9 protein-coding genes are annotated in these 13,157 nt (G+C 41.3%); 4 read left to right on the forward strand and 5 right to left on the reverse strand.

What is annotated here, in order from left to right; translation table 11 throughout:
* The first annotated feature begins 29 nt into the window (after nt 1–29).
* The gene (locus B3E00_RS04970; RefSeq protein WP_293937292.1) at nt 30–2,816 is read left to right on the forward strand and encodes an outer membrane beta-barrel protein; all 2,787 of its coding nucleotides are present in this window, start codon (nt 30–32) and stop codon (nt 2,814–2,816) included.
* A 106-nt stretch (nt 2,817–2,922) separates the two neighbouring features.
* Entirely contained in the window at nt 2,923–3,717 is a 795-nt protein-coding gene (locus tag B3E00_RS04975) for a GLPGLI family protein (protein ID WP_293937294.1), read from the forward strand.
* Between the two features lie 135 nt (nt 3,718–3,852).
* On the opposite strand, the gene metG is transcribed toward B3E00_RS04975, so the two are convergent.
* The gene (metG, locus tag B3E00_RS04980; protein ID WP_293937439.1) at nt 3,853–5,922 is read right to left on the reverse strand and encodes a methionine--tRNA ligase; all 2,070 of its coding nucleotides are present in this window, start codon (nt 5,920–5,922) and stop codon (nt 3,853–3,855) included.
* 240 nt (nt 5,923–6,162) lie between these two features.
* Here metG and B3E00_RS04985 point away from each other — a divergent pair, with 240 nt between their 5' ends.
* Nucleotides 6,163–7,065: a S66 peptidase family protein gene (locus tag B3E00_RS04985; RefSeq protein WP_293937296.1), complete on the forward strand. Its 903-nt coding sequence runs from the start codon at nt 6,163–6,165 to the stop codon at nt 7,063–7,065.
* Between the two features lie 39 nt (nt 7,066–7,104).
* Here B3E00_RS04985 and B3E00_RS04990 read toward each other — a convergent pair whose 3' ends face one another.
* Nucleotides 7,105–7,935, reverse strand: a complete 831-nt coding sequence (locus B3E00_RS04990) for a universal stress protein (RefSeq protein WP_293937298.1) — start codon at nt 7,933–7,935, stop codon at nt 7,105–7,107.
* A gap of 236 nt (nt 7,936–8,171) precedes the next feature.
* Between B3E00_RS04990 and B3E00_RS04995 the strand changes: the two genes are divergently transcribed.
* Complete coding sequence (locus tag B3E00_RS04995) at nt 8,172–8,579, forward strand: DoxX family protein (protein WP_293937301.1); 408 nt, start codon at nt 8,172–8,174, stop codon at nt 8,577–8,579.
* A 53-nt stretch (nt 8,580–8,632) separates the two neighbouring features.
* On the opposite strand, the gene B3E00_RS05000 is transcribed toward B3E00_RS04995, so the two are convergent.
* From B3E00_RS05000 to B3E00_RS05010, 3 genes are all read right to left on the reverse strand, one after another.
* A complete protein-coding gene (locus B3E00_RS05000) occupies nt 8,633–9,463 on the reverse strand; it encodes a universal stress protein (RefSeq protein ID WP_293937304.1) in 831 nt (276 codons plus the stop codon).
* 245 nt (nt 9,464–9,708) lie between these two features.
* Nucleotides 9,709–11,835: a carboxy terminal-processing peptidase gene (locus tag B3E00_RS05005; RefSeq protein WP_293937307.1), complete on the reverse strand. Its 2,127-nt coding sequence runs from the start codon at nt 11,833–11,835 to the stop codon at nt 9,709–9,711.
* A gap of 198 nt (nt 11,836–12,033) precedes the next feature.
* Nucleotides 12,034–13,131, reverse strand: a complete 1,098-nt coding sequence (locus tag B3E00_RS05010) for a tetratricopeptide repeat protein (RefSeq protein WP_293937309.1) — start codon at nt 13,129–13,131, stop codon at nt 12,034–12,036.
* Between the last annotated feature and the right edge of the window lie 26 nt (nt 13,132–13,157).

The raw sequence follows: 13,157 nt of genomic DNA on the forward strand, positions 1-13,157 counted from the left end.
TTTACCCGACAATATATAAACGTTAATTTATGAAACTAACCTATTCCCTAGTTTTGTTTCTTTTGCTAGCTACCCTAAGTTCAAAGTCCTATGCACAACATAAGCTTTCGGGGTCGGTTGTGGATGGCAAGGATCTTGCAAAACTACATCAGGCTTCAGTCGCACTGCTCAACCCGAAAGATTCGGTCTTGATTACCTTCGGTCGGACAAAAGAAAATGGAACGTTCCAAGTAGCAAATCTGGATACAGGAACTTATAAAATGGTCGTTTCCTATCCCCAGTATGCAGACTTGGTAAAGGATATCAGAGTGAGTGCTGGAGATTTAGACATTGGATTGGTCAAACTATCCAAAGCAGCCCTACTATTGGAGGAGGTGCAGGTGAATGGCAAAATTCCGGTGGTTATTAAAGGGGACACGATTGAATACGATGCCGGTAGTTTCAAAGTTGATAAAGATGCCAAAGTGGAGGACCTGTTAAAAGTATTGCCCGGCATTACGATGGATGGATCTGGCAAGATTACCGCTCAGGGCAAAGAGGTGAAAAAAGTACTGCTCGATGGGGAGGAGTTCTTCGGTGATGATCCAACGTTAATTACTAAGAATATTCGGTCCGATATGGTCAGTAAAGTGCAGGTTTATGAAAAGAAATCAGACCTAGCCGTTCGAACGGGGGTGGATGATGGAGAGCGTACGCAGACCATTGATATCAAACTCAAAGAAGATAAGAAGAAGGGACTATTTGGGCAAGCTGTTGCCGGAGCGGGTACGGATCACTATTACGGCGGTAAAGTGATGTTCAATAAGTTTAAAGGTTCGCAAAAAATTGCCGCGTATGGCATTCTTGCCAATGACGGTATGGTCGGACTGGGCTTTGAAGATAGCCAGAAATATGGCGTTGGCGGAAGCAGCAATGTGCAGATGATAGAAGGTGGAGGTATTATGATTACCTCGGGTGGCGACGGTTCTGATGGCGACTGGGACGGTACGTATTCCGGTGGAGGAGTACCTAGAGCGATCAATATGGGAGCTAGCTATTCCGATAAAACTAAAGATGATAAGCACAAAATCAATGTCAATTTTAAGCGTAATCAGATCCGTGTAGGCAACACCAGTACCTACAATGCGCAAAACAATCTACCCGAGCGGGCGCAAGTAGACAATAACGTGACGCGGTCGGAGAACGAAAGTAAATCCAATACTGCCAACTTAAGGTATGATTTAAAGTTAGATTCGATGTCCGATTTGACCGTTAATATGGGATTTATGAAGTCTAGCCGTGATAATTTCTCTGGTTCTGAAGCTGATCAACGTACACTGGATGGAGTCTTGATCACAAAGACGACATCAAAAAATGATTTGAATGCTGATCAGGATCGATTTAATGTCAATGCGATGTTAACACGCCGCTTCAGAAAAGAGCGCCGTTCTGTCACCTTTAATATGAATGCAAATACGGATCAGAATCGTTCCAAAATCCAATATTTCTCTGAAAATATTTTTCAAAACTCAGGTGATACCACCCTGATTGATCAATTCAAAAATGATAAGCTGGCGAACACTACCTACGGCGCCTCAGTAACTTATTCGGAGCCCTTGTCAAAACGGCTGACTGCCGCCGTTGGATATGCATTCAACAGCAGTAAATCGGAAACGCTGAATCAGTCTTTTGATAAAGATCCCGTTACAGGTGAATATACTGTGCTAGATCAAAATCTATTAAATGATTTCGATTACACCAGCTTGAAAAATGCAGTGAATGCTTCGCTGAATTACAAATCTAGTACGTTGACTGTCAATGTAAGCAATAGGGTGGATTTTGAGGATGTGAAGAGGACGTATAATAATCTGAATACAACATTACAGCGCAATCAAACGTCAGTTAATCCAGTTTTCTCGGTGAATTATAAAATCTCGAAAAGTAAAAATATCAATTTCCGTTACAGTGGACGTACCAGTCAACCTTCTTTGACACAGATAGAACCCCTAAAGCAAAACGCACAGCCGCTTATTGAATATCTGGATAATCCAAACCTCAAAGCCGGGTTTAACAATTCGTATTCAATTGATTACAACAACTATAAGCAGCTGAAAGATCAGAGCATCTATTTTTATGTAAATGCAGATCAAGGTAAAAATAGCATCAACAATAGTGTGCGGTACGATTTGGATAGAGGTACACAGCAGATTTCCTATGTCAATATTGACAAGGACAATTGGCGGATGTATGGCGGTAGTGGATACAGTTTTGTATTACAAAAAAAATGGGGGTTGAAAATGAATCTAGGGATGCAGGTGCAGTACAATAGCCAATTTAGTTACCTATCATCGTATACCGAAGAGCCAAAGCTCAATAGAAATCAAACGTGGAGTGTTTCACCGAATATCGGTTTTAGTCGCTATAAGGCGAATAAGATGGATTTCTATATTTCCATAAGGCCAGGTGTTCAGCAAATGAATTCCTATTTGCAGCCCGAGTTAAATCGTTCCACTTTTACGTTGAGGACCTACTCCGAGCTCACGTATTACTTGCCAAAAGATTTCAAAATCTCCTTAACGACCAATCAAAATTATCAGGCTGCTACGAAAACTTTACAGTCCATCAACGTCGTGAATATGAATGGTTATGTATCCAAAAAACTATTGAAAGATAAATCGTTGGAAGTGCAGGTGTTCGTCAATGATATTTTAAATAAAAATAATGGCGTGTACCGTTATCAAAATGGAACGTCATTTATTCAGACGAGCAACGACGTATTGCGCCGTTATGGTATGCTAAAAGTAATCTACAATTTTACATCAATGAACCGCCCATGATAGCATTATCCATTTTTTTGTCCAGAGTTAAGGAGAATTTTAATTCTGGTAAGCGCCATCAGGTCGATGGGAAAATTAATTATTTACAGATGAAAGGAGATACCAAATGAGTAAATATACGAAGTTGATGATTTGGGTTTTGTTGCTGTGCATGAGCACAGCCCAGGCACAGCATGCCTATTTTCCGAGCAGCGGAATAGTGACCTATGAACGGAAGTTTCATGTACAGAACTTTTTGAAGCGTAATTACCTCAACAAACCAGATTTAGATACCTGGGACAAATTAACGGTCGACAATGCCGTCAAAAATGGTCCTACAGAGGTGGTGACTCATCATATGTTGAAATTTTACGATCATGAAACCCTCTTTGAGACCATTCAGGAAGACTACCCTCCGAGTTACCGCAATGTCACTCGATATCAGTCCATCCTTGCAGATTCAAAAACATATATCAATTTTCAACAGCAGGAATTTCTCAAATTGCTTCCATTTGGTGATGATCAACTGCTACTTAAAGATTCATTGCCAGCTGTAAAATGGAAGTATACCGATGAATATCGAAATATTGCTGGATACGATTGTCGACGAGTCAATGGAATTGTGCAAGATTCGGTGTATGTGGTTGCTTTTTTCGCGGGGCAAATTCCTATTTCAGGTGGTCCGGAACTTATTCATGGGCTACCGGGGCTAATCATGGGGGTGTCCATTCCAAGTATGAACGTCAATATGTTTGCAACCAAGGTGGAGATCACGAATGCTCCGGTTTCCAATGTGCTCACCAAAAAGAAAAAAGTGGTGGCCGAATCTCGAGCAGAGGTCCTGAAAAAGCTGAAAGATACCGTTTACGATTACATGGACGAGAAAGACTTTAAGAAGCGTATGCAGAGCATATTCTTTTAATTGCCGAACTATGCGAAGGGATATAAGATAGGCTACTACCGGAAAGTGGTGGCCTCGAAGTTCCTATCAAAAATAGCCTATAAAAAAGCCTGTCCAAACGAACAGGCTTTTATTATACATGTATGACGTTTGCTATTAACGTACCGTACTTCCTACTTTAATTGTTGTATCTGGTTTGACGAAATCCAGTCTACCATCGGCATCTTCTGCCATAAGGATCATTCCCTGCGACATAATTCCTTTTATTTCACGGGGTTCAAGGTTGACCAATATGGACACCTGACGGCCTACAATTTCTGCAGGGCTAAAGAATTCTGCGATACCCGAAACCACCGTCCGTGTATCAATACCCGTATCGATGGTCAACTTCAATAATTTCTTTGTTTTGGCAACTTTTTCAGCTGCTGTAATGGTTCCGACACGGATATCCATTTTAACAAAATCGTCGAAGCTGATATTCTCTTTTGCAGGAGCAACCTTGGCGTTGTCGGCTAGGTTTTTTGCTTTTGCTGCTGTAAGTTTATCGAGCTGGAAGTCGACCTGTTCGTCTGTTATCTTTTCAAATAGCAATTGTACTTCACCCAATTGATGCCCCACATCAATCAACGCATCTGAACCCGCGTCATTCCAGTTTCCTTGAGGAAAATTGAGCATTTCAAATAATTTGGTTGCTGTTTTAGGCAAAAACGGCTGCGCAAGGACAGCAAGGTTCGCCACGATCTGTGCTGCGACGTTTAATATTGTTTTAACCCGTTCTTCATCCGTTTTGATGATTTTCCATGGTTCCTCATCCGCAAGATATTTATTACCAAGGCGGGCAACATTCATGAATTCTGCCAAAGCTTCGCGGAAACGGAATTGTTCCAAAGAAGATTTAATAGAAACCGGATATGATTTTAATTCATCCAATACGGCTTGGTCTACCGTAGACAATGCAGCTCCCTTCAATACCTTACCATCAAAATATTTGTGGGAAAGAACCATGACACGGTTTACAAAGTTACCCAAGATAGCTACCAGCTCATTGTTTATGCGGGCCTGAAAATCCTTCCAGGTAAACTCAGCATCTGATGTTTCCGGTAATATAGACGTTAATACATAACGCAATTCATCCTGTTTGTCCGGGAATTCCTGTAGATATTCATGGAGCCAAACCGCGTGGTTTCGAGACGTAGACAGCTTATCGCCCTCGAGGTTCAGGAATTCGTTGGCCGGAATATTCTCAGGCAAAATGTAATCGCCGTGAGCATGAAGAATAGCAGGGAAGATAATGCAGTGGAAGACAATATTATCTTTTCCGATAAAATGGATCAATGTAGAATCATCGGCAGGGTTTTCATGCGTTTTCCAATAGTCCTCCCAGTTTTTGCCATGGTCTAATGCCCACTGTTTCGTTGCTGAGATGTAACCGATAGGCGCATCCAACCAGACATAAAGTTTTTTACCCTGTGCTTCTTCCAGCGGCACATCGACACCCCAGTCCAGATCACGGGTCATTGAACGCGGTTGTAAACCCGATTTAAGCCAAGACTGGCATTGCCCAAACACGTTGGATTTAAGGATATTTTTCTTTCCTTCGATCAGCCATTTTTCCAGCCATGGCTGGTATTTATCCAAAGGGAGGTACCAGTGCTTTGTTTCTTTCAATACCGGAGTCTTTCCGCTCAATGTCGAAATCGGATTGATCAGATCTGTCGGGCTCAGGGATGTTCCACATTTTTCGCATTGGTCGCCATAGGCACCTTCGGACTTACAATTTGGGCAAGTACCTGTAATATAGCGGTCGGCCAAAAACTGGTGGTACTCCTCATCGTAGTACTGTTCGGAAAATTTCTCGACAAATTCACCTTTGTTGTAAAGGTTCAAGAAGAAATCCTGCGATAACTGGTGATGTATGGGCTCCGATGTGCGGTGGTATATATCGAAGGAAATGCCAAACTCTTCAAAACTTTCTTTGATTTGTTGATTGTATTTATCAATAATTTGCTGTGGGGTAATGCCCTCTTTTTTTGCACGGATGGTAATCGCCGCACCATGCTCATCTGAACCACATACATAAACTACATCTTTTTGATTCAGACGCAGATAGCGCACAAAGATATCCCCGGGGATATAAGCCCCGGCAAGGTGTCCAATATGTAAAGGACCATTGGCATACGGTAATGCCGATGTGATGGTATAACGTTTTTTATCTAGAATACTCAATGCTTGAAAGATATTAAAGTGTGTACTTGTTTTCTTTGGCAAACTTAGATAAATTGCTGTTTATATGCAATATAAATGCGTATCATATCAAACAATCGCAAAAATATTATTCCAAATAGCGGTAGAAAACTCAGATAAATTTACGTTTATTTGTAGGGATAAGCACATTGTTTTCCCATAAATTTTTCATAGGAGAATAGCCTTTGTGCTTCCGGTTGTTTGATCATTAGCAATAAAAAGATGTCCAAAATACCTGATTTTCTGAAAGTAGGCGATAAAGTTGCGATCGTCTGTCCTGCGAGTTTTATCCGTGGATCTATTGATGTAGGCATAAAAACATTGGAGGGCTGGGGATTGGAGGTTGTGGTCGGAGAGACTGTCAGCACATCGTACCACCAGTTTGCCGGACAAGACAGTTTACGTGCAGCTGATTTGCAGTGGGCACTGGACGATCCATCGATTAAGGCGGTATTCGCCGCACGGGGCGGCTACGGTTGTGTTCGGATTGTCGATGAAATCGATTTCTCAAACTTCGAAAAGCAGCCCAAGTGGCTGGTAGGCTTTAGCGATATTACCGTATTGCATAGTCATATTCAACGGAACTTTAAAGTAGCCACAATACATGGGCAGATGCCCAAGTCTTTTGAGACGGGAACAGAAGCCTCTTTGGAAACGCTAAAAAACGCTTTATTTGGCTATAATATGGATTATAGTTATGAGCAGAGCGTCTATCCCAATCGTGCAGGTGAGGGCCGAGGAAAATTGGTCGGCGGAAATTTAGCCATCTTACTATCTGTGCTTGCTTCTGATTCGGATGTCAATTACAAAAATAAGATTCTATTTATTGAAGATGTTGGTGAAGCTTACTATTCCGTCGATCGCATGCTGTGGGCATTGAAGCGCGCGGGAAAACTAAAAAAATTGAGCGGTCTTATTGTCGGCGGTTTCTCTTCCATGAAGGACAACGACCCTGCTTTTGGGCAAAGTGTGGAAGAAATTGTGTGGGATAAAGTTAAAGAATACGATTTTCCGGTAGCGTTTGCCTATCCGGCAGGTCATATCGATGACAATCATGCCCTCGTATTTGGCCGAAAGGTGGAATTGAAAACCACGGCTAATGCTGTTCAGCTAACTTACTTGTAGGTATAGCTGAACAGTATTTAGCTGCAACACCTATTCTGATTATCCCGAATGTACCGGAATTACCATCATTGCCGCCTGACTCTTCCAAGCCATCTTCTGGGCTAAACTGGTGTTGAAAATTCGGCTTAATAAGCCCTTGTCGCGGTGGAAAGTAACCATCATATCGATATTATTTTCGTTGATGTATTGGTTAATCCCTAGGGCAATGTCTGTATGAAGGATATAACTATACAAGGGATTGTAGGGAGCTAGCAGATCTTTCATGATGGTTATTTCAGCGTTTACAGCTTTATTTGCAGGATCTTCTTTGGTGACATGTACCACAAACACCTCACTTTTACGCAATACTTCAGATGCATTGACCAGAAGGCGGTTTAATTTTATGTTTACTTCCTTAAGATTTGAGGCGATCAAAATCTTTTTGGGTACCCTAAGCTCAGCCCGTGCAGGAACCACCAGTAAAGGTGTGTGACAATTTTCGATCAGTTTGAGTGTATTGCTTCCGAGTAGCAGTTTCTTTAGGCCACTTTTACCTGCGGTGCCGACGATGACGAGGTCAATATCCTCCTCTGCACAAGTACGATTTACGCCGTAGCTTAGTTCATATTCTTCGAGCACAGATTTCCACGCAATCCCTTCCGGAAAAAGCAACATCAGTTCCTGTTGCCAGGTATTGAGGTCTTTTTGTTTCTCTTCTAGAATTTCTGAATTGCTGATGACAACAGGCTCGGTACCTACGGTAGGGATTACTTCGTACGTATGGTACAAGACAACCTTTTCAATACCCCATAGCGGAGCTAATTGCGCGGCGTATCGAGCAGCGGCGTAGGCATTGTCCGAAAAGTCTGTTAACAAGAGTAGGTTTTTCATCCTTATTAGTTATTTGTTTATGCTATAATCCGTCGCTAAGCTATACCGACTTAAATGGTATTTTCTGTTGCAGCTCACAGAATTATCATTGGTTCTATAGCTATTAAATTACGCATAAAGTATTAAAAATGCAATAAATTTATTCCTAGAATAGAAGCTACAGGGCTTTCAATTTAAATAATTTCATTAATTTAGGCCGAGTGGTAATTCATTTATTAATAATTTAACCGTTTTATATGGCAATTTGGAATTCATTGGGTAAGTATAGAGATACAGGACTTTTGGTCTTGCGCATTGGATTGGGCGTGATGATGATTATACACGGTTTGCCCAAGTTACAGGGCGGTCCTGAACTTTGGGCAGGCGTGGGCAAGTCAATGGGTACTATTGGTGTCCATTTTATGCCTACTTTTTGGGGTTTTATGGCTGCTGCTACCGAAACTGTGGGCGGACTATTTTTATTGCTTGGTCTTTTTTTCAGACCAGCAGCACTATTGCTTGCTTTCACAATGGTTATCGCCGGATTAATGCATCTTTCCAAAGGAGATGGTATCTCTGGTGCATCCCATGCGATTGAGCTCTGTTTTGTGTTTTTAGGACTCATTCTTATCGGTCCCGGTAAACACTCCGTTGATAAAAAGTAAACGGTTTTTCCCCTTCACTTTCATTGCGATGGCTTTGCGAAAATATACTGTATTTATGATCTATCCATGGGAATAACCAATAAGTTGGCGGCGCCATTCCAGGCGATCTTTTTTGATATGCTGCTTTTGAATAGGCTAGATAACAGTCCCTGCTTTTTATGGAATGAAAGTATGAGGTCTATATGTTTCTCTTTTGCATATTCTTCAATACCGACAGCAACATCATCGTGACTAATGTAGTCATAAATAGGATGGTATTTGTCCAGGCGTTCATGGAGGTGTTTTAGTTCCTGTGCCAGGTCTGCAGCAGACGCCTCTTTTTTCGCGACATTCAGGACATATAATTTTGCTTGGAAGGTTTCCAAAACTTGGTCCAAATTAAATAAATCCAGTTTGCGATCCACCTCTTTCAGATCCGTAGTTGCCAGTACATTTTTGGGGACTGCCGGATCTACCTTATGCGACACGATAAGCATCGGCTTAGGGCATATATCCATTAACGTAATGGCATTGCTTCCTACCAGGATTTTAGCAAAGCCTGTTTGACCTGTAATACCCAATGCGACAAGATCAATAGCTTGGGAACGACATATTTCTTGAACGCCCAACGGTAAATCCACGTCTTCCATTTGATAGGATAATGCTACTTGTGGTGGGAACAATAGTCTAATTTGGTCGAACCAGTCAGCGAGTTCCTTCTCTCTGGCCTCTTTTACTTCTTCATTGACAACAACAATAGGTTCATTATCGACTACGGTAACACTATTGTACGTGTGATATACAATCACCTTTTGGGTTTTCCAGGCTTCTGTACATAGTGCAACTTGTTTTGCTGCTAGAAGAGCATTTTCTGAAAAGTCAGTTAACAGGAGGATATGTCTCATGATATTCTTTTTTATACGTTTAACTTGATAATCTGCTGCTATGCCATCCCGATCCTTCGCTTAAGTGGATCATAGGGTCTCATATAGCGGCGTTATATTACCAAAACAATCAATCTAGCGATAAGTTACAAATAAAACGTGAATTTAATGTTAAGACCCCTCCAAAGTGATGAGTATCATAAAAAAAGGCAACCCCAATCAGGGTTGCCTTGCTATTTACGTTACAGTTTTAGTTTTTGGTGAAATTACATCGGTTTTTTTGTGCCAAAGTTGATGATATAATCGGTCATCACTTTTGCACTTTCGTCTTTCACGAAATCCAGGTCGATTTTGGGCTGTGACTTGCCTTCTTCCCAAGCTGGTTTCCCCTGTAATTTCAATAAAGCGTTGATGCGGTCTCTATTTTTCTTGAGGTTGTCATCTTTATCTTTCTTGAATTTGTTGAATTCCAATGGAATTTTAACATCCTCATCCTTTTGAGCTTCTTCGATGTCCTCTTTCAGATATTTATATTCCAATGAGTTTTTGATGCGTGCCTCATGCATCGCTTCTAATTTTTTATCAATAACACTCAGATCAGCTACTTTTTTGAAGTTGCTCGACTGGATTTGATCCCAAGGGAGCGCTGATTTTTCTGAGCTTTCACCAAATTTCTCTGCAGAAAACTGAGAAGGGAATACGATATCTGGTGTCACACCTTTATGTTGTGTACTACTTCCGTTAACCCGATAAAATTTACCCAATGTAATATTGATCTGTCCATACTGAGGAGCGCCTTCTGGGGTGTCTGGATCTTTTTCACCCGATGCCTTTAACAGCAATCGGCTGGTTGGGCTGATGACACGCGACATGTCTATTGCCGATTGCACCGTTCCCTTGCCGTAACTTTGAGATCCTAAGATAATCCCTCTTCCATAATCTTGGATAGCACCAGCAAAGATTTCAGAAGCCGAAGCCGAGAAGCGGTTGATCATGATGCCAAGTGGACCATCCCAGGACACACCTGCATTTTTATCTTCTTCAACATCAATGTTGTTTTTTGTATCTCTCACCTGTACAACAGGACCTTTATCGATAAATAAACCGGTCAAATCAATTGCTTCAGGTAAAGAACCACCACCATTAAATCTTAGGTCGATGACCACTGCATCCACTTTTTGTTGTTTCAGCGTGTCTAATATCATCCTCACATCTCGCGTGGTGCTCTTATAATTCGGATCGCGTCTTCTGTAAGCCTCAAAATCCATGTAGAATTTAGGAATGTTGATGATACCCACTTTATACATTTTTCCGTCCGCTCCTTTGACGTTCATGATCTCTTTTTTCGCAGACTCTTCTTCAACGACGATTTTCTCCCGTACCAGGGATACAATACGTGGATGAGAGTTCATTGGCTGGCCGGCAGGAATAATTTTCAGACGAACGATTGTTCCTTTTGGACCTTTGATTTTTGCTACAGCCGCATCAAGTCTCCAACCAATGATATCTTCAAATTCACCATCTTTTCCCTGCGCTACAGCGATGATTTTATCATTGACGTGAATGCTCTTGTCTTTGAAAATAGGTCCACCGGGGATAATTTCAAAGATGCTTACGGCTTCGTTATCGATGGATAATCTTGCACCAATCCCTTCAAAAGTATTGGCCATTCCTTCATTAAATGCCTGGGCAAAAGATGGATTAAAATAAGAAGTATGCGGGTCTACAGCATCTGTCAACGCTTGCATCACGATCTGAAAAGCATCGTTTGCGTTGCTTTTTTTGGCCTGTGAGATCAAATTGACATAGCGTTTTTTTAATGTCTCTACCTGTTTGGTTTTTGCACTGTCGGTAGATTTGCCACTGGCAGTTTCCAAGTTGAGCAAGTCGTATTTCACACGTTTACGCCATTGGTCATTGGCCTCATCTGCCGTTTTGAACCATCCTAATTTTTCACGGTTAGGTTGGTAATACTCGTCTTTCGTATAATCCTGTTTTTTGTCGATTTCTGAAAGCGAATATTGCATTCTTTCCAGGTATCTCTTCGAATAGACATTGAAAATATGGAACGCAGCTGATAGATCCCCATTTTTAATGTCCTGGGCAAGATTGTTTTTATAGGACTGAAATTCATCAATATCCGATTGAAGCAGGTAATTTTTCCCTTGATCCAAACTTTTGATCAGATTATCGTATATAATGCCCGATATTGAATCGTTCATTTTGACCTTTTTGTAGCTTGCATTTTCCAATAATCCAGAGACTTCCTTGGCGATGATCTGATGCTGTGTGCTTGGTTTAAGCCCTCCGTCATCAGGAAGTGCGACTCGTGGTTTTGAACCACAAGAAACAATGGATACAACAAAAAGTGCAAATATGAGTTTCCTAAACATATTTTCGACGGTTTTATTAATCATTCTTTTTAAAAAATATTCAGCTCTTTTTGATAAGCGTGCTAAATTTAGTGAAATTCATAGCACATTATCGCAGAATCTAAAAATTTATTTGATTTATCCTTCAATATTTACAAAAAGCTTAATGTCGCTCCGTAAACTGCTCTTGCAGTAGACCAGCAGAAGGGGTAGATTGTTTTATTTATACAGTTCATTTTTTAACTGTGTATAGGCTTTGTAGGTCTGATCAGCCGATGGATAGTCCTTTAAAACAAGATATACTTCGCCGAGTTTGTCCAGTATCGCCAACGATAGTTGCTTATTATTTTCGTCTGCGGCCAACTCTGCTGCCTGCACAAACTCTTTGAGTGCCACCTTATAGTTACCATCCTTTTGTTTGGAGGAGGCCAGCAAGTATTCAATTTCCGCGAGTTCGCTACTTAGTTTTTTGGCATTGGCCAGGTCGCGGGCCTGCAGCAAAAACCATTGGGCTTCGGTATATTTATGCTGATCAAAATAGATTTCTGCAAGCATTTCCCAGGCAAAGATCTTTCCTTCATATGCTTTGGCTTTATTGAATAGCGGTATCGCACTGCGTATGATATTATTTTCGGCCGTTTTATACTTTCCCTGGCCCGCTCGAGCCATGGCAATTAAAAGCCAGGCGTTTGCCTGCTCCGCATAACTTTTGCTCTTCGTCGCATAGGCATGATAGTTTTGAGCACTTTCTTCGGCACGCTGAAAGTCCCCACTGTACAGCTGGAAATTGCTGATATTCAAATTAATGGTTGCAATATCGTCCCTATTGTCGGTACGGTTAGCCAAAGAAAGTGCCTGATATAGAAATGCTGACGCATTGCTGCTGTCGTTATTTTTAATGGAAAATAAGGCGGCTTCATTTGATAAAGCATAGCCTGCAGTCCAATTTTCTGCTTTTTTTTGCCCTTCAACTGCATCGTTCCAGGCGTTGGCTGTCGCTGGCATCGGATTCATTAAATAGTGAAAATGTCCAAGGTTATTGGTGCTTCGCAGCTGCAGTAGCAAGCGCTGGAGTAGGAGTTGTCTCGCAATTTCTTTGCTGAAAGACTTCTTTTCAGCATAATGATCTTCCAGTATTTCATTGGCTGTTTTAGGCGGGGGTAAGAAATATACCTCGGGGCCGATGCCCTTAAACAAAGCATCGTATTTTTTAATCGCGCCCGTATAATCTTTTTCTGCATTTTGTGCCACAACCCGACGCGGTATATTCACGAATATGGTCAAGGTGGTCAAGATAAAAAAACAGTATTTTGTCATTCTCATTGATGATTACGTCACAATTA

Origin of the sequence: Sphingobacterium sp. UBA5996 (genome assembly GCF_002429765.1) — a bacterium.
Classification (GTDB): Bacteria; Bacteroidota; Bacteroidia; order Sphingobacteriales; family Sphingobacteriaceae; genus Sphingobacterium.

Excerpts from the sequence above, each read along its gene's own strand:
- B3E00_RS05000 (WP_293937304.1), bottom strand. The coding sequence starts at position 9,463 with ATGAGACATATCCTCCTGTTAACTGACTTTTCAGAAAATGCTCTTCTA.
- B3E00_RS04995 (WP_293937301.1), top strand. The coding sequence starts at position 8,172 with ATGGCAATTTGGAATTCATTGGGTAAGTATAGAGATACAGGACTTTTG.
- B3E00_RS04990 (WP_293937298.1), bottom strand. The coding sequence starts at position 7,935 with ATGAAAAACCTACTCTTGTTAACAGACTTTTCGGACAATGCCTACGCC.
- B3E00_RS05010 (WP_293937309.1), bottom strand. The coding sequence starts at position 13,131 with ATGACAAAATACTGTTTTTTTATCTTGACCACCTTGACCATATTCGTG.
- B3E00_RS04970 (WP_293937292.1), top strand. The coding sequence starts at position 30 with ATGAAACTAACCTATTCCCTAGTTTTGTTTCTTTTGCTAGCTACCCTA.
- B3E00_RS04985 (WP_293937296.1), top strand. The coding sequence starts at position 6,163 with ATGTCCAAAATACCTGATTTTCTGAAAGTAGGCGATAAAGTTGCGATC.
- B3E00_RS05005 (WP_293937307.1), bottom strand. The coding sequence starts at position 11,835 with ATGTTTAGGAAACTCATATTTGCACTTTTTGTTGTATCCATTGTTTCT.
- B3E00_RS04975 (WP_293937294.1), top strand. The coding sequence starts at position 2,923 with ATGAGTAAATATACGAAGTTGATGATTTGGGTTTTGTTGCTGTGCATG.